We start from the raw sequence: 17,738 nt of genomic DNA, 5'->3' as shown, positions 1-17,738 counted from the left end.
ATGAAAAATATTGTTTTAATGATGATTTTCCTTTCTGGTTTGTCTTCTTATTGCCAAATCCAAAAAGGAAAAGTGCTGGATAGTGATGGGAATCCTGTAGAAAACGCTTATTTGGTGAATACAAATTCTGAAGGTCATGCCCATACAAATGAATTTGGATTGTTTAGCTTAGACAAAACGGTTTTGGGTGATGTTATAAAAATAACGGCATTAGGTTATAAAAAGTCAAATTTCACCATTGTTTCTTCGGAAGACATAATTATTTTGGAAGATGATATTTTTAGATTGAATGAAATTGTAATCCAACCGAAACTTTCGGCGATGAATGTCATTTCAAAAATTGATTTGCAAACGACTCCAGTAAATTCTTCTCAGGAAATTTTGCGAAAAGTACCGGGATTATTCATTGGGCAGCATGCCGGTGGTGGCAAAGCAGAGCAAATATTTCTTAGAGGATTTGATATCGATCATGGTACTGATATTGCCATTTCGGTAGACGGGATGCCAGTAAATATGGTTTCTCATGCACACGGTCAGGGCTATGCTGATTTACATTTTGTAATTCCGGAAACAGTAGAAAAAATAGATTTTGGAAAAGGAACGTATTATGCTAACAAAGGGGATTTTGCTACAGCAGGGTACGTTGCCTTCCAAACGAAAGATAAAATAGGAAAGAGTAGTGTAGGATTAGAAGTAGGACAATTCAATACAACTAGAATCGTTGGATTGTTTAACCTTTTTGGCAACCAAAAAACGCAAAGTGCCTACATTGCAACCGAATATATACTAACAGATGGACCATTTGATTCACCCCAGAATTTTAACCGCATTAATTTATTGGGGAAATATTCTGCTATTTTAAATGATAACAGTAAGTTTTCCATCTCGGCTTCTCGCTTTTCCAGCAAATGGGATGCTTCTGGACAAATACCACAAAGGTTGATAGATAATGGAACGATTTCTAGATTTGGTGCTGTTGATGACACTGAAGGTGGAATTACCTCAAGAACGAATTTCAATGTGAGTTTGAGCAAACCCATAGATGAAAATACATTTTTGAAAGCGAATGCTTTTTATTCGAATTATCAATTTGAACTGTATTCTAATTTTACGTTCTTTCTGGAAGATCCTGTTAATGGAGACCAAATTAAGCAGAAAGAAAACCGAAATATTTATGGAATGAATACGGAGTTGAATAAAAAAATGAAATTAAATGATGTGGATGTTTTGTTACAATTTGGCGGAGGTTTTCGTGCTGATGCCACAAAAGATACAGAGCTTTCGCATACTTTAAACAGAAGAACGGTTTTAGAAAATTTAAAGTTAGGGGATATTGATGAATCTAATTTATTTTTGTATTTAAATTCAGAATTTAATTTTGGAAAATTAATGATTAATCCGGCATTACGATTGGATTATTTTAAATTCAATTATCAAGACAAGTTGACTGCGAATTACAAAACTCAATCTGAATCTAAATTTAAATTTTCTCCAAAACTGAATTTCATTTATTCGCAAAACAACAATTTACAGTTTTTTATAAAATCTGGTGTGGGATTTCATTCGAATGACACCCGAGTTGTCGTTGAAAGCAGTGGAAAACAAATTTTACCAACGGCTATAGGAACTGATGTTGGTACTATTTGGAAACCATTTCCAAAGTTGATTCTTAATGCCACACTATGGCATTTGTATTTAGAGCAGGAATTTGTTTTCGTAGGTGATGCAGGAATAGTTGAACCAAGTGGACAATCAAGACGTATGGGAGCAGAGCTAGGATTGCGTTACCAACTGAATGATTGGTTGTATTTTGATACGGATGCCAATTATACGTATGCCAGAAGTATTGATGAATCGAAAGGTCAGGATTACATTCCGTTAGCACCTGATTTTACCACAACAGGAGGTTTAAGCTTTCAAAAAATAAATGGCTTTTCTGGAGGAATTCGGTCTCGTTATTTAAAAAGCCGTCCAGCAAATGAGGATAATTCTATTGTTGCCAAAGGCTATTTTGTTTCGGATGTAAATGTTAATTATCAATATAAGAATCTGAATTTTGGGGTAGCTGTTGAGAATATTTTTAATACGGAATGGAACGAAACACAATTTGCAACTGAATCAAGACTTCAGGATGAAACAAAAAGTGTTGAAGAAATTCACTTAACACCGGGAACACCTTTTTTTATAAAAGGAAAAATTACGTACACGATCTAAATATAACATAAAGATTTGTTGTTTATTTGTTTGGAAGCCTGGCATTTTCTTAATGTCAGGTTTCTTTTTTTAACGTGTGTTTATCAAAAAAAAAATTTAATGAGACAAAAAAATGTCTATTTTTATAAAAAATTAGAAATATGAAAAATATATTATTGCTAGCCAGCTGTGCTTTATTATTGTTCAGTTGTAAAAATCAAGCACAACCTCAAAAATCTGAAACAAATATGAGCACACCATTAGTAGCTAAAGAAACCATTTATCAATTTAAAGTAGAAGATTTATCAGGAAACAGTTTTGACTTTGCTTCTTTGAAAGGTAAAAAAATTATGATTGTGAATACTGCTTCTAAATGTGGATTGACTCCACAGTACAAAGATCTTGAAGCAGTTTATAAAGAATACAAAGACAAAGGATTAGTAATTGTTGGTTTTCCTGCAAATAATTTTGCTTCACAAGAGCCAGGAACGAATGAAGAAATTGCCACTTTCTGCCAAATGAATTACGGCGTGACTTTCCCTATGATGGACAAAGTTTCTGTAAAAGGGGATGATATGGCAGCAATTTATCAGTTTTTAACGCAAAAAGCTAAAAATGGATTACAAGATTCAAGTGTGGAATGGAATTTTCAAAAATACCTAATCAACAAAAAAGGAGAATTAGAAAAAGTGATTTCTCCAAAAACATTAGTAACAGATCCAGAAGTATTGAATTGGATCAAAGCATAAATAATACAGTTAATTCGATAATTTTTCGAAAGTAAATACATTAAAGGAGATTTTCAGTGAAATGAGAATCTCATTTTTTTTGTGATTTGAATAACTATATAATATATTCAAAAATTTTAACCATCAAGAATTTAAGTTACATTAAGAATCAGAGCTTAATTTTTCTTAATTTCTTAATGGTTTTTTTCTTTAAAACTTTTCATTTTTGAAAATTTCCGCAACAGCTGCTTCGTAATTCCGAATGCTTTGCGCTTTTTTTATTTTTTTCAAAACTTTATGTGGATTCGAAAACGTAGCCGAAAAGTATTCCCATAAATGATACATTTTTAGTAAAATATGCGTTGAACCAGAAAGCGATTCACTATAAATAGCATACAAAGTATCGTGAAACGTACAGAATAATTCCATTTTGTTCGCAGGATATTCTGAAGTATTGTTTTTTATCATGCTTGGTAAAAAAGGATCCGAAATTAATCCTCTGCCAATCATCCAGTGGTCAATGCTTGGGAATCGTTCTTGCATTTCATGAAATTTAGTCACAGATGTAATATCACCATTATAGTATAGTTTGTGCTTGCTGTTATCAACACAATGTTGAAACGCATCCAAATTTACACCACCTTTGTACAATTGTTTTCCAATGCGCGCATGAATCGCAATATTTTTAATAGGATAAGTATCTAAAATAGGCAAAACATCCAGAATTTCTTCGCTGTTGTCGTAGCCCAAACGCATCTTCATAGACACGATAATATCTGATTCGGAGTGCGCTCTGTGAAGTATGTTGTTGATTTTTTCAGGATTAGCGATAAGACCAGAACCCATTCCAGATTTGGTCACCATTGGATATGGACATCCTAAATTCCAGTTTAATTCTTTATAACCCAATTCCTGAACATACTTGGCCACAAATAAAAATTCATCGGCATCATTTGTTATCACTTGCGGAATGACCTCTAAGTCAAGATTGTTTTCAGGAAGCAGGTCTCGTTCATACGATGGTTTGATCATCATCTTTCCGTTCAATCGAATATAAGGCGAGTAAAATGTATCAATTCCTCCAAAAAGCTTGTTTTGGGCATTTCTAAAACGAAAATCAGTAAATCCCTGTAAAGGCGATGAAAGTAAGGTGTAGTCCATGAAATTTTTAGTTGTGCAAATATACTATAAAGTCTCAAGCCTTAAAGTCATAAATTTTTTAAAGTCAAACATAGTAAAAAACGAACAAAATTTTAGTACAAATTGATTTACTCTAAAATCAACTGCATAAAAACGGAACTCAGCCAGCGATCAAATTTATAACCGGATTCTTTAATAACGCCAACGGTTTCAAAACCATATTTTTTATGAAAAGCAATACTGCCAATATTTTCGGAGTCAATAACGCCAATCATAGTGTGGTATTTTTGTTTTTTTGCCAATTGGATAAGTTCTGCCAATAATAATTTTCCAACCCCTTTTCCTAAAAACTCTTCGGCTACATAAACAGAATGTTCGACCGTAAAACGATAACCTATTTTATGACGAAAAGTTCCATAAGTAGCATATCCAATAACGCCATTTTCAGTTTCTGCTACAATTACAGGTAGATCATGGGCCAGTTTGTCTTCAAACCACAATTTATGGGTTTCAAAATCGCGTGGCTCATAATCATAAATTGAAGTACTGTTTAATATTTGGTGATTGATGATTTCCAATATTGTATCTAAATCAGTAAAAACAGCCGGTCTTATTTTGATTTCCATAAAGAATTTATTTTTCCTCAAATTTAAGAAAACTATTTAAGAATAGAGAAAAACCTTTGCATCTTTGTATCTTTGTTTCTTTGAAACTAAAACAATGATTTACCCCAAAATACCTTTAGCACAAAGCATTATTGAAATTTGTTTGGCCAAAGGAATCACCACAATAATTATTTCTCCGGGTTCTCGAAATGCACCGCTAACCATAGGTTTTGTAAATAATCCCGCTTTTCAATGTTACAGTATTGCCGATGAACGTGCAGCTGGTTTTTTTGCACTTGGAATTGCACAACAAACCAAACAACCAGTTGCTTTGGTTTGTACTTCCGGTTCCGCTTTATTGAATTATTATCCGGCTTTTGCAGAAGCATTCTACAGTCAGATTCCTTTAATAGTGATTTCAGCGGATCGACCGCAAAGCAAAATCGATATTGGTGATGGCCAAACCATTCGGCAGGAAAATGTGTTCGAAAACCATTCATTATTCAACGCTAATTTGCATGAGGATGTTTCGACCGAAAATGATTTAATAATCAATGAGGCGATTAATACGGCTATCACTGATAAAGGTCCTGTTCACATCAATGCGCCATTTGAAGAGCCTTTGTATGAGACCATCTCGGAGCTTTCGGTTACTGTAAATATTGTCGCTGCCGCAAATGTGACGCAGCTAATTTCCATCGAAGACGTTTCGGAATTTGCAACGATTTGGAACAATTCTACTAAAAAAATGATTTTGGTTGGCGTGAATGAACCAAATGCCATCAATTTAAATATAATTGACACTTTTGCAAAAGACGAATCGGTTGTAGTTTTGACTGAAACAACTTCGAACTTGCATCATCCTACTTTTATCAACAATATAGATACGATAATTACACCTTTTACGAATGCCGATTTTGAAAATTTTCGTCCGGAAATTTTAGTCACTTTTGGAGGAATGGTCGTATCTAAACGAATTAAAGCATTTTTAAGAAAATACAAACCCAAACATCATTGGCATATTGATTCTTTAAGAGCATATGACACTTTTGGTGCTTTGACCAAACATTTTAAAGTAGATATAAATGCGTTTTTTGATACTTTCTTGCCACTTACAAAGGTAATAGAAAGCGATTATTTTCAAAAATTCGACGTAGTAAAAGTGTTGCGAAAGCTGAAAAGCGATATTTATTTAAACAAAATTCCTTTTTCGGATTTTAAAGTTTTTGAAAAAGTGATGCAGTATTTGCCAAAAAACAGTCAATTACAAATCAGTAATAGTTCGGCAATTCGGTATGCGCAATTAATAGCTGTTGATCCTTCAATTGAAGTGTATTGCAATCGCGGGACCAGCGGAATCGATGGAAGTACTTCAACCGCTATTGGTGCGGCTGTAGCCAATGATAAACAAACCGTTTTCATAACTGGAGACATTGGATTTTTGTATGATAGCAATGCGTTATGGAACAATTATATTCCAAAAAACTTCAAAATTATTCTAATCAATAACGGTGGCGGCGGAATTTTTAGAATTTTACCCGGACATGAAGAAACACCTGTTTTCAATACATTTTTCGAAACTTCCCATTGCTTAACCGCAGAACATTTGGCTAAAATGTATGGATTTGAATATAGCATTGCCAGTAATGAAAGTAGTTTAGCAACAAGTTTAACTGCTTTGTATGCTCAAAATGAAAAACCAAGTATTTTGGAAATTTTCACACCAACCTTGAAAAACGACAGCATTTTACTGCAATATTTTAAAGAATTGATTTAATTATTTTCGAATCATTCACATTTATCATTTATGCTTAATTTATAAATGGTATCCATAAAAAAAGCGTTTGCAAAGGCAAACGCTTTTCTGTTTATTGTTATATTGAACCATCAAGTAAGATTCATTAGCAAAACCATGACTATAAAAATTACTTTAATGGTTAAAAACCTTTTAGTATTTTAACGAATTGGCAAAGGGAAAACTGGCAAACTGGAATGTCCTAAAGCATCAACGGCTTGAACAGCGAAGAAAAAGTTATCTTTAGAATACGGAATTTCAGCTTTTGTATCTTTTACAAAAATTGTTTTTTCCCAATGTTGTGATGAAGTTTCTCTGATCACAATGTTGTATCCATAAACTGATTTCCCTTCAGGAGCGGTCCAAACTAAAGTAGAAAAATTAGTCAAATCCTTTACTTCAATTCCTACGTTTGTTGGTGCTTTTGGAGACCAAGCCAAATTGCTGAAAGTAGCCAAGTTAGAACACGTTACTTTCTTCATGTATTCAAAGTCCATAAATTCAGCAAGATCGCCGTACTGGATGTTGTTTTCTTTTCGAACGTTTTGATGTTGGTGATCGTAGTTTTCATTCATTTCACAAAAACGAATGGCGGTAAATCCATTTTGACTAAAAGGAGTATGATCGCCACCACGCAAAAAACGATCGTTGCGATACACTAAATTGATATCCAGTTGCTCCACATATTGATTGGTAACCGTTTTGATGTATCGAGCTAATTGTCTCGATGGACTGTCATTATCACGATTGGTCGATTTACGCATTTTTGATTCGGCTTCCGTTTCTAAGAACGGAATTGTTTCACTGAAAACACGAACTTTAGTATTGTCTCTGAGTAAAGTACCACTGGATAAACTGTTTCCAATCATATCATTATTAATCATGGCTATTACATTCCATTTTCCTTCTTTGGCAACATCAGCTAAATGCTTGGCTCCGTACAATCCTTGCTCTTCACCAACTACTGCCACAAAAATCAGTGTAAAAGGGAATTCTCTCTGACTCATTATTCGGGCAAGTTCCATCATTGCGGCTACTCCAGAAGCATCGTCATTAGCGCCAGGCGCATCTGATTTAGAATCCATAACATCGGAAGCACGAGAATCTAAATGGCCGCTTATTATTAAGACACGATCATCTGTAGGATCCGTTCCTTTTAAGGTTGCCATTACATTACCCAACTGGCTGTCGGTGGCGATGCGTCTACCATCAGCTTTTATGGTGAAAAAATCAATTACAGAAGTCAGTCTTCCGCCTGATGTTAAAGCATATTTATCAAATTCTGATTTGACCCAGCGTTGCGCCGCGCCAATGCCGCGCGTGTTACTTTTGGTGTCACTTAAGGTATGTCGGGTTCCAAAAGACACGAGTTTGCGAACTGTAGCTTCCATATTTTCCGATTTTACCTCGGCTACCATTTTTTTTATTTCGGGATCATCAACTGTTGTTTGTGCGTGATTGGTATGAGAAATGAATAGTAGTAGGAATAAACAAAGAATTGAGGTTGGTTTCATTAATAGGATTTTTTTAGTTTTTTCAAAGTTAGTAAAAAAGAAAGTATAAGTGAAATTGAGTTTTAGGAATTGTTAATTCTTAGTACTTTCAAAATTTTATTATTAATCATTCTGAATAACAAAAAGTCCTTATCTAGCCCCGATGGAAGCAAGTATCCCACGCTTTTGGGCGTGGATACTGCGGACAGCGGGACAACTCGTGATGAAACAACGGAAAATTATGCTCCTAAAAAAGAAAATATCCATTGAATTTGAGCTTTATGTTTTTGTGGACCGTTTCTTAATTTACTATTTTCAAACTTCGTACATTTGCGCTTTAGAAATTGAAAGAAAATGATTGAAATAGGAAAATACAATACGCTTACCATTTTACGCGACACCAAAGTGGGTTTGTTTCTGGGAAATCCAGAAGAAGATCCTGAAGGAATTCATGATATTCTGCTGCCTAACAAATACGTACCCAACGAATTTGAAATAGGCGAGGAGTTAATTGTTTTTGTATATTTAGACCACGAGGAAAGACCCGTTTCCACGACATTAGAGCCGTATATATTATTGAATGAATTTGCGCTTTTACGTGTGAATTATACCAATCAGATTGGTGCTTTTATGGATTGGGGAATGGAAAAAGATATTTTGGTTCCGTTTAAAGAGCAGGCGCGTCCTATGGAAAAAGGGAAACGCTACTTGGTGTACCTTTATATGGACGAAAAAACCAATCGTTTAGTCGCTTCCAGTAAATTAAATCAATTTTTAAAAAATGACCACCTAACGGTTGAAAAGGGTGAAGAGGTAGATTTAATCGTTTCACATATCACTGAATTAGGAATAAACGTAATCATTAACGAAAAGTACAAAGGTTTGATGTACAAAGATGAAGTCTATGATGACGCGATTCGAACGGGAGACCGCATGCGTGGATACATTAAGATGATTCGTCCTGATAATAAAATTGATGTGGCTTTGCAGGTACAGGGATATCAGAGTATAGAACCGAATGCGGAAAAAATTCTCGACGAGCTAAGAGCTAGTAGAGGTTTCTTGCGATTGACTGATAATTCGCATCCGGAAGACATTAAAACGGTTTTAAAGATGAGTAAGAAAACCTTCAAGAAAGCCATTGGTGCTTTGTACCGGGAGAAATTAATTGAAATTAAGGAAGACGGAATTTACTTGGTTAAGGAATAAAAAAAGAAAGACTAATCGTAACGGTTAGTCTTTCTCTTTTTAACGCTGTTTCAGAATATTAAATTCTGGCAACATTAAAATTAATTTGAAGTTTAAAGTAGCTTTATCCGCTTCTAAGAGTAATAGTATTTTCTATACTATTTTAAAAATATTAACTTAAGCGTAAATACTTTAAAGGGTAGTTTTGTCTTTAAATGAACAATCACCTGCTTGTGAGTTAAGAAATAATTTCACGATAAGGCCGTTGGTTTTCTATATATTGGAAGATAATTTTTTAAACAATTGTTTATTAATGTCTCACTTTTGCAAGAACAAAAAAATAAATCTTTATTTAACCGTAGGTGTTACTTTTTATTTTTTACTGCTGGGGCAAATGCTAGTATCATTAGCTCGTTTATCGGGGCTTTCTATATATTTTTATAAGTTATTACCGTAGAAAAAGGAGCGACAACATTTTTAATTGCATTCAATACATTCTTTTTTTAGGTTAATAAATCAGTGAAGAATCAATAATTAATCAAGATAAAGAATTTATATTCATCTGATTAGCTTGTTCTAAAATTAAAAATAATTTGAATTGGCAACTGCTAAAATGCTGATTTTTTCTTGTTTTTTAACATTTTGAAGCCTTTAATCAGAGAAGGATTACCATAAGCTTATTGAAATAGAATAGATAAAATGTAAAAAATGATTTATTTTTACACTAAAATAATTTAAATCAATTGTAATGGATTGGATCACTGCTAAAGAATACGAAGATATTACTTATAAGAAATGCAATGGCGTTGCCAGAATTGCTTTCAACAGGCCGGATGTGCGCAATGCGTTCCGTCCAAAAACAACTGCCGAATTGTATAATGCATTTTATGACGCGCAGGAAGATACGTCAATAGGAGTAGTTTTACTTTCTGCTGAAGGGCCTTCATCTAAAGATGGCGTGTATTCTTTTTGCAGCGGCGGCGATCAAAACGCACGAGGGCATCAAGGATACGTGGGCGATGACGGACAGCATCGGCTAAACATCTTAGAAGTGCAGCGTTTAATCCGATTTATGCCAAAAGTAGTCATCGCTGTGGTTCCCGGTTGGGCTGTAGGCGGAGGACACAGTTTGCATGTGGTTTGCGATTTGACTTTAGCGAGTAAAGAACACGCTATTTTCAAACAAACGGATGCCGATGTAACCAGTTTTGACGGTGGATACGGTTCTGCTTACTTAGCTAAAATGGTAGGGCAGAAAAAAGCGCGCGAGATATTCTTCTTGGGACGCAATTATTCGGCTCAGGATGCGATGGATATGGGAATGGTAAATGCGGTGATTCCCCATGCTGAATTAGAAGATACGGCTTATGAATGGGCACAGGAAATTTTGCAAAAATCGCCAATGGCTATCAAAATGCTGAAATTTGCCATGAATCTAACCGATGATGGAATGGTAGGGCAACAGGTTTTTGCCGGTGAAGCTACGAGACTTGCTTATATGACCGAAGAAGCTAAGGAAGGCCGAAACGCTTTTCTTGAGAAAAGAAAACCGAATTTTGAGAAAAAGTGGTTGCCGTAATGCAGTAATCAGTGTTCAGTGTTCAGTTTTTAGTGTTCAGTCGCAAAACAGGAAAAAAAGTTTAATGTTTCAAGTTTATAGTTGTTTTAAAAAAAACTTTAAACCTAAGACCTTTCGATTTAAACTAAATTTTATAAATGGAAAATTTCACAAACGAAACAATTGATACCAGCCAGCTTCCTAAGTTTGAGGAAGTCGCTTTTACGAATTTGCATCCTAAATACATTACAGTGGTATTGATTAGTTTGGTAAGAATTATTGCAATAGTGGTTCTGATTCCAATACTACTTTCGATGCTTAAACCCGAATTGTTTTCAGGAAGAGTCTGGTTGATTTTAGGAATTGTAATTCCTGTATTTTCGATTTTGTTAGTCGTATTTTCTGTTATTGGATTCAAGAAAAAAGGATTTGCATTCCGGGAACACGATGTGCTTTTTAGACATGGAATTATTGACACCAATACTATCGTAATTCCTTATAACAGAGTGCAGCATGTGGCGTTGCATGAAGGGTTTATTTCGCGTTATTTTGGACTTGCCAAAATAGAAATTTTTACTGCCGGCGGAAGTTCCAGTGATATTGAAATCCCCGGAATCGAAAAAGAACAAGCCGAGAATATTAAACAATTGTTGATGGGTAAAATACAAAAGCAATTGTAATGGGGGCCGATTTTAGTCAGCCACAGCGGCAATCTTCAATAGGGATTTTGGTAATGTTTTTTTACACGCTTCAGCAGTATGCCAGAGCGTTGTGGCCCATGATTGTGATTTGGATTTTTAAGTTTGACGAGGTTAATAAATTATATTTTTTCGTTGGAATGGTTGCCATCTTCGTGAGTATTGGAGTTGTTTCTTATTTGAAATATCTGAATTTTACTTTCTTTTTGGATGCTGAAAATGAAGAATTCGTTATTACAGATGGCGTTTTGAATAAAACCAAAACTGCTATTCAGCTTCGTAAAATTCAACAAGTAAATATAAATCAGTCTTTTCTTCAAAAGTTAATTGGGGTTTATGAATTGGATGTAGATACAGCCGGAAGCAATAAAAAAGAAGGCGCCATCAAAGCCATTTCACATGAATTGGCTTTAGAGTTGAAATTTCGTTTGTTGGAAAATGAAGAATTAAAGAGTGCAATTGGAACTGAAGAAACTTCATTGGAGGAAACCGAGCAAAAACTATTTGAAGCTGCGCATCCTTTTATAAAAATCAGTTTTTTGAGTTTGCTAAAAGTTGGAGTTACCTCTAATTATGGAAGAAGTATCGCTTTATTGGTAATTTTCTTTAGTACGATTTACGAGAATTTTCAAAATTTTGGAGATGAAAGCAATGTTTATAAAGAAAAAGTAGGCTCGTATATCGATAAAAACTTAGTGTTACAAACTATTCTAATATCGATCGCGTTTTTGTTTGGGATCGTATTAGTTATTAATGTAATACGAATCGTTTTTAAATATTATAATTATAAAATAACCCGACAAAGAGGGTCTTTGCTATTATCTTTTGGCTTATTGAACACAAAAAGTACAATCATAAAACCTGAAAAAGTTCAGATTACAACTATAAGAAGGAATTATTTTCAAAAGAAACTGGGAATTCTGGAACTGAAAATCAGACAAGCGACCAGTGGAGAAAAAGAAGAACGCAAGTCGGTAATAGAAATTCCAGGATGTAATGAGAATGATAGAGATTCAATTTTAAAATTATTGTTTCACCAAATTCCTGAAAAAGGATTAATGCTTCAGCCTAATTTTCGCAAACTTATTTTTTCTATTTTTCTGGCAATTGCATTACCTTTGTTGGGATTTATGGCGATAGGTTATTGGCTTGAACCCGTATTTTTCGAATACTGTTACGTCCTACCTGTTTATGTTGTTATTATTGGATTAATCCAATATTTTAAATTTAAAAATAACCGATTATTCATCCACGATAATTTTATAATAAAACAAAGTGGCTCTTGGGATATTAGCAATGATATTATTGAGCCCAGTAAAATACAAGCAATTACAACTTCGCAGCTCTTCTGGCATAAAAAGTTGAATATCGGTTCGATAACATTGCATACAGCAGGAGGAAATATAGCTTTTCAGTTGGGGAATTATTCAATACTAAAACAACAAGTCAACCTTTGGTTGTACGAAATTGAAACTTCCGATAGTAATTGGATGTAAAATAAATTGGTTTAGAGTTTAAGGTTTAAAGTTGTATGCGCAACAAATCTTAAGTTTTATACTTTAAATTTTTAAATAAAAAAACATGAAACATTGGATTGAAGCCGCACGTTTACGAACATTACCTCTATCGGTTTCCGGAATAATAGTTGGTAGTATGTACGCTTTGGCACACCCAACAGATAACATATTAACCCCGACAGAAGTTTTTAACTGGCGATTGTTTGGTTTTGCTATATTGACAACATTAGGATTGCAAATACTGTCCAATTTTGCCAATGATTACGGCGATGGAATGAAAGGAACGGATAATGAAGACAGAGTAGGTCCTAAACGCACCATACAAAGCGGCGTCATTACTCCGCAAGCCATGAAACGCGCCATTATTATTACATCTGCGTTGACATTACTTTCCGCGATGTTGTTGATTTATTATGCCTTTTCCGATACTAATTTATGGTATTCCTTATTTTATTTGATATTGGGAATTTTAGCAATCATATCAGCCATCCGTTACACAGTGGGAAATACAGCTTACGGTTATAAGGGATTTGGCGACATATTCGTCTTTGTGTTTTTCGGTTTGGTGAGTACATTAGGAGTAAATTTTTTATATTCGAAACAGTTGGATTTTGAATTGGTTTTGCCTGCAATTGCCATTGGATTATTGAGCGTTGGCGTTTTAAATCTGAATAATATGCGGGACGAAGCATCGGATAGTAAGTCAAATAAAAATACAATTGTCGTAAAAATTGGCGGAGCCAAAGCTAAAATATACCATTACTTTCTAATTGTAACGGCGATGGTTTTGGTATTGATTTTTGCAATTGTAGACGATTTTCACTTTGATCAATATTTGTTTTTATTGGCGTATATTCCATTAAGCAAACATTTAATTACCGTTTATAAAAACCAAATCCCTAAGGAATTAGATCCTGAATTAAAAAAACTGGCACTGAGTACTTTTGCACTTTCTGTATTGTTGTCGTTAGGTATGATTTACTTTTTTTCGGATATAATCGTAAATACTTTTTTAGGAGGGAGATAAAATAGTAATCAATCACTGAGTCATATAATTTTTAAATTAAAAAAGATGAAAATAACATTTTACGGCCACGCGTCATTAGGAATCGAAGTTGGAGGCAAACACATCATTGTAGATCCTTATATTTCTGCAAATCCAAATGCAGCGCACATTAATATGGATGCTTTAAAAGCGGATTATATTTTGCTTACGCATGCACACGAAGATCATATTCTGGATGTGGAGGCAATTGCCAAAAGAAACAATGCGGTAATTGTTTCCAATGCTGAAATTGCAGGTTTTTATGGCGCAAAAGGGCTTCAATCGCACCCGATGAATCATGGCGGAAGCTGGAATTTCGATTTTGGGAAACTAAAATATGTAAATGCCATTCATTCCAGTTCGTTTCCTGATGGGAGTTACGGAGGAAATCCGGGTGGTTTTGTCATTGAAGGTGAACATAAAAACGTATATATTGCGGGCGATACGGCACTTTCTATGGATATGAAACTCATTCCGATGCGTACTAAACTTGACTTGGCGATTCTGCCGATAGGCGATAATTTCACCATGGACGTTGAGGATGCAATTATAGCTTCTGATTTCTTGGATTGCGATAAAATCTTGGGTTACCATTATGACACTTTCGGTTTTATCGAAATTGACCATGAAGAATCCATTCGTAAATTCTTTGATAAAGGAAAAGATTTAATGTTACTGGAAATAGGAAGTTCTATCGAATTGTAATGTCATTGCGAATTTTTTGAAGCAATCTCCTGCTATCCGCTTGTATCTTTACTTGCTTAAAAACGCAAGTAAAGGATATCGCTTTTATCAGGGCTAGGGTTATCGTTGCTTCAACACTTTATCAACTTTGCGAAAACTTTGTTCGCTTTGTGTTTAAATTTTATATCAATCATGTATAAAAAGAATTTCATAGTTCTATTTCTGTTTTTAATTTCTGCAAATATCGTTTTCGCACAAAAAGACGGTTATTGGGATAAAACTCGCGCTACAACCGAAGAGATAACGGTTTCCGCCAGAGGTAGAATCATTATTAAAACCCAAGATTTCCCTGAAGGAACGACCGAAGTAGTCTATAGAATAACGCTTTTGGATAAAAATCAGCAATTGGCTGGAAGTTTGGTTTCAGTTTTGAAAGCTATTCCGGATCCAACGGGAATTAGTCAAGGTGCGGCAGGAGCGGTTTTTATCCTATCTAAAATCTCTGCTGATGATAAATGCAAGTACGCCGTCTTCTCGAGTGCTGACTTAGCCTCAAAATACAAAGAAAACGGCAAAACGGATGACGCGTGTTTGGTTCAGGATACACCGGTCAGTAAAGATGCAAAGCGACTTTCGACAGAGAAATCAACTTGTATGCAATCAACCTCTGAAAATTTATGGTTTGGTTTTGAAAGTAAAAACTGGATTATGAATCAAAAAATCATCCTTGAAGTTGTGCCTTGGGTCGATAATAAACTCAGTCGTGGCTGGAAGCTTGAAAACAGAAAAGCAATCATCGATCAATGCAAGACTTCTAATTTGGCTCAAAAAATGACCAATTCCGATGATTTTTGCGTTTGTATTCTTGATAAAATTCAATCCAAGTACAAGTATAAAGAATTCCAAAAATTATTGGCTGTAGAGCGCGCTAAAGCGTTTAAGGATTTTGGTACTAGCTGTTTTGGTGAAAGCAGTCTTTCTAAAAGTGTGTATAATGATTTGCGCAAGCAAGCTGCAGGATTAGCAAAACAAGGAAAGCAAGGCGAGGCGATTCAGAAACTTACAACAATAATCAACGACGGAAAAGCAACTGCTTTAGATTATAATTCTATTGGGAATAGCTATCTTTTGACCAAGCAATACGGGAAAGCGATTAAATTTCTGAAAGAAGGCGAGAAGCTCGACGGCACAGAACTATTAATACAACTCAATTTGGCGCATGCCTATTTATTGAATGATAACTATGCTTCGGCAAAAGCAATTTACAAAAAGTATCAGTCACAAAACGTAACAGATAGTTTAAGTTGGACTCAAAAAGTAGAACAAGATATTGTGACTTTCAAAAAAGTGGGAATAGCTTCCAATGATTTTGATAGAGTTTTGAAGTTGATGAGTAAATAGCTTGAAATGTGATATTTGAAATTAATATTGAAGTTACCTCGTAAAATGGATATAACAGAACATCATTGGCTTAGGGGAGATTATCGCGCTGAGAGTTTGTCTCAGATTATTTCAGGACTTGAAAATTCAATTAATTCTCTTAAACTTCGAACGGAAGCTAATGACTCGTATGATGCATTGTGGTTTTTAGAAGATAGTGAGCCGATTTATGGCTTGGCTTTCATCGCATTTCAAAATTACATAAATGGCACGATAAAGGATTTTTATGAAACTACCGATGAAAAAATAACATATTATAAATTACAACCAAATTTAGGGGATTTTCAAAAGTCAAACATTGAATTAATTATTGGGCTTGCTAATTATATAAAGCATAAAGAAGATGAAAAATTACACAATGGAACAAAAGTTATTCTTGGATGTTTTGGCTTAAATAATTTTGATGAAATTGATAGGTCGCCAATTTTTAAGGGTTTGGATCTTTTGAATAATGAATGGAAGTTATTTGAAGTTTTAAAAATTGTAATGGAATGGAGGGAATTATTATTTAAAAATTATATAGAACAATTTTCGTAAAATTAGTTTTATAAAAGATTCTTTACAATAAGAATCACTTACGGTAAACTGTCAAAAAAAAATATTTTTCTTGAAAGCAACATATCACAAATACATTCTGGATTTCAAGCGACCATCAGGAACTTCCCGTGGCGTTATGACCGAAAAAGAAACTTGGTTTATTGTTTTGGAACAGGACGGTAAAAAAGGAATAGGAGAATGCGGAATCCTTCGCGGATTGAGTATTGATGATCGACCAGATTATGAAGAAAAATTACAATGGACTTGCGACAATATCCACTTAGGAAAACACCAGCTTTGGGAAGCTTTATTGGAGTTTCCTTCGATACAATTTGGAATGGAAATGGCGTTCCAATCTTTGGAGAGTGAAAACCCTTTTTTGTTGTTTCCTTCGGACTTCACAAACGGTATAAAATCCATATTGATCAATGGTTTAGTTTGGATGGGCGAGGAGTCGTTTATGAAGCAGCAAATAGAGGAAAAACTAGCGCAGGGTTTCACATGTATCAAACTTAAAATTGGAGCAATAGATTTTGATAAAGAATTACAATTATTACGGTTTATTCGGGAACATTTCACTCCGGAACAAGTCGAAATTCGGGTGGATGCTAACGGGGCTTTTGATATAGATTTAGCTTTAAATAAACTATTACAACTATCTGAATTTAAATTGCATAGTATAGAGCAGCCAATTCAAAAAAATAATACTGACAGGATGGCAGAGCTATGTAAAACCACTCCTTTTCCTATTGCTTTGGATGAAGAGCTGATTGGTGTGTTTACATTAGCAGAAAAAGAACAATTACTGGAGAAAATCAAGCCACAATACATCATTTTGAAGCCTAGTTTTGTAGGCGGTTTTCGAGGTACACAAGAGTGGATTTCATTGGCTGAAAAGCATAAAATTGGGTGGTGGATTACCTCCGCGTTGGAGAGTAATATTGGACTGAACGCGATTGCGCAGTGGACCTTTTTACAACATAATTTAATGCCTCAAGGATTAGGAACCGGAGCACTTTACACCAATAATTTTGACTGTCCGCTCGAAGTTTCAGTAGGGCAGTTGTGGTATAAGAAAGAATCGGATTGGGCTTTTGATTTTGGCCTTTTAAAATAG

15 protein-coding genes are annotated in these 17,738 nt (G+C 34.6%); 12 read left to right on the top strand and 3 right to left on the bottom strand.

The window, feature by feature from the left end; all coding sequences use genetic code 11:
- Nucleotides 1–2,214 (top strand): TonB-dependent receptor, encoded by a 2,214-nt coding sequence (locus ACP7AT_RS04410; protein WP_426063135.1) that lies wholly within the window; start codon nt 1–3, stop codon nt 2,212–2,214.
- 140 nt (nt 2,215–2,354) lie between these two features.
- Nucleotides 2,355–2,942 carry a glutathione peroxidase gene (locus ACP7AT_RS04405; RefSeq protein ID WP_426063134.1) on the top strand — a complete coding sequence of 196 codons (588 nt, stop codon included), beginning with the start codon at nt 2,355–2,357 and terminating at the stop codon, nt 2,940–2,942.
- 189 nt (nt 2,943–3,131) lie between these two features.
- On the opposite strand, the gene ACP7AT_RS04400 is transcribed toward ACP7AT_RS04405, so the two are convergent.
- Both ACP7AT_RS04400 and ACP7AT_RS04395 read right to left on the bottom strand, forming a co-directional pair.
- A complete protein-coding gene (locus tag ACP7AT_RS04400) occupies nt 3,132–4,082 on the bottom strand; it encodes a tRNA dihydrouridine synthase (RefSeq protein WP_426063133.1) in 951 nt (316 codons plus the stop codon).
- Between the two features lie 107 nt (nt 4,083–4,189).
- The gene (locus ACP7AT_RS04395; RefSeq protein ID WP_426063132.1) at nt 4,190–4,687 is read right to left on the bottom strand and encodes a GNAT family N-acetyltransferase; all 498 of its coding nucleotides are present in this window, start codon (nt 4,685–4,687) and stop codon (nt 4,190–4,192) included.
- Between the two features lie 94 nt (nt 4,688–4,781).
- Here ACP7AT_RS04395 and menD point away from each other — a divergent pair, with 94 nt between their 5' ends.
- The gene (menD, locus tag ACP7AT_RS04390) at nt 4,782–6,443 is read left to right on the top strand and encodes a 2-succinyl-5-enolpyruvyl-6-hydroxy-3-cyclohexene-1-carboxylic-acid synthase (RefSeq protein WP_426063131.1); all 1,662 of its coding nucleotides are present in this window, start codon (nt 4,782–4,784) and stop codon (nt 6,441–6,443) included.
- Nucleotides 6,444–6,622: 179 nt separating this feature from the next.
- Here menD and ACP7AT_RS04385 read toward each other — a convergent pair whose 3' ends face one another.
- Nucleotides 6,623–7,975: a M28 family metallopeptidase gene (locus ACP7AT_RS04385; RefSeq protein WP_426063130.1), complete on the bottom strand. Its 1,353-nt coding sequence runs from the start codon at nt 7,973–7,975 to the stop codon at nt 6,623–6,625.
- A gap of 333 nt (nt 7,976–8,308) precedes the next feature.
- On the opposite strand from ACP7AT_RS04385, the gene ACP7AT_RS04380 reads away from it, so the two are divergent.
- From ACP7AT_RS04380 to ACP7AT_RS04340, 9 genes are all read left to right on the top strand, one after another.
- Nucleotides 8,309–9,163: a CvfB family protein gene (locus tag ACP7AT_RS04380; RefSeq protein ID WP_426063129.1), complete on the top strand. Its 855-nt coding sequence runs from the start codon at nt 8,309–8,311 to the stop codon at nt 9,161–9,163.
- A gap of 727 nt (nt 9,164–9,890) precedes the next feature.
- Entirely contained in the window at nt 9,891–10,721 is an 831-nt protein-coding gene (locus ACP7AT_RS04375) for a 1,4-dihydroxy-2-naphthoyl-CoA synthase (protein ID WP_091170323.1), read from the top strand.
- Between the two features lie 137 nt (nt 10,722–10,858).
- Nucleotides 10,859–11,380, top strand: a complete 522-nt coding sequence (locus tag ACP7AT_RS04370; protein ID WP_426063128.1) for a PH domain-containing protein — start codon at nt 10,859–10,861, stop codon at nt 11,378–11,380.
- Nucleotides 11,380–12,894 carry a PH domain-containing protein gene (locus tag ACP7AT_RS04365; RefSeq protein ID WP_426063127.1) on the top strand — a complete coding sequence of 505 codons (1,515 nt, stop codon included), beginning with the start codon at nt 11,380–11,382 and terminating at the stop codon, nt 12,892–12,894. The genes ACP7AT_RS04370 and ACP7AT_RS04365 overlap by 1 nt, the downstream gene beginning before the upstream one ends.
- An 85-nt stretch (nt 12,895–12,979) precedes the next feature.
- Nucleotides 12,980–13,942: a 1,4-dihydroxy-2-naphthoate octaprenyltransferase gene (gene menA, locus ACP7AT_RS04360; RefSeq protein ID WP_426063126.1), complete on the top strand. Its 963-nt coding sequence runs from the start codon at nt 12,980–12,982 to the stop codon at nt 13,940–13,942.
- Between the two features lie 45 nt (nt 13,943–13,987).
- Nucleotides 13,988–14,665, top strand: a complete 678-nt coding sequence (locus ACP7AT_RS04355; RefSeq protein WP_426063125.1) for a metal-dependent hydrolase — start codon at nt 13,988–13,990, stop codon at nt 14,663–14,665.
- A 171-nt stretch (nt 14,666–14,836) separates the two neighbouring features.
- Nucleotides 14,837–16,045, top strand: coding sequence for a tetratricopeptide repeat protein (locus ACP7AT_RS04350; RefSeq protein WP_426063124.1), 1,209 nt, complete (start codon nt 14,837–14,839; stop codon nt 16,043–16,045).
- 45 nt (nt 16,046–16,090) lie between these two features.
- Nucleotides 16,091–16,621, top strand: a complete 531-nt coding sequence (locus ACP7AT_RS04345) for a hypothetical protein (protein ID WP_426063123.1) — start codon at nt 16,091–16,093, stop codon at nt 16,619–16,621.
- A 70-nt stretch (nt 16,622–16,691) separates the two neighbouring features.
- The gene (locus ACP7AT_RS04340; protein WP_426063122.1) at nt 16,692–17,738 is read left to right on the top strand and encodes an o-succinylbenzoate synthase; all 1,047 of its coding nucleotides are present in this window, start codon (nt 16,692–16,694) and stop codon (nt 17,736–17,738) included.

This window comes from Flavobacterium sp. DSP2-3-1 (assembly GCF_049896865.1).
In the GTDB taxonomy this organism is placed as follows: domain Bacteria; phylum Bacteroidota; class Bacteroidia; order Flavobacteriales; family Flavobacteriaceae; genus Flavobacterium.
This window is presented reverse-complemented; position numbering and strand designations above follow the sequence as displayed.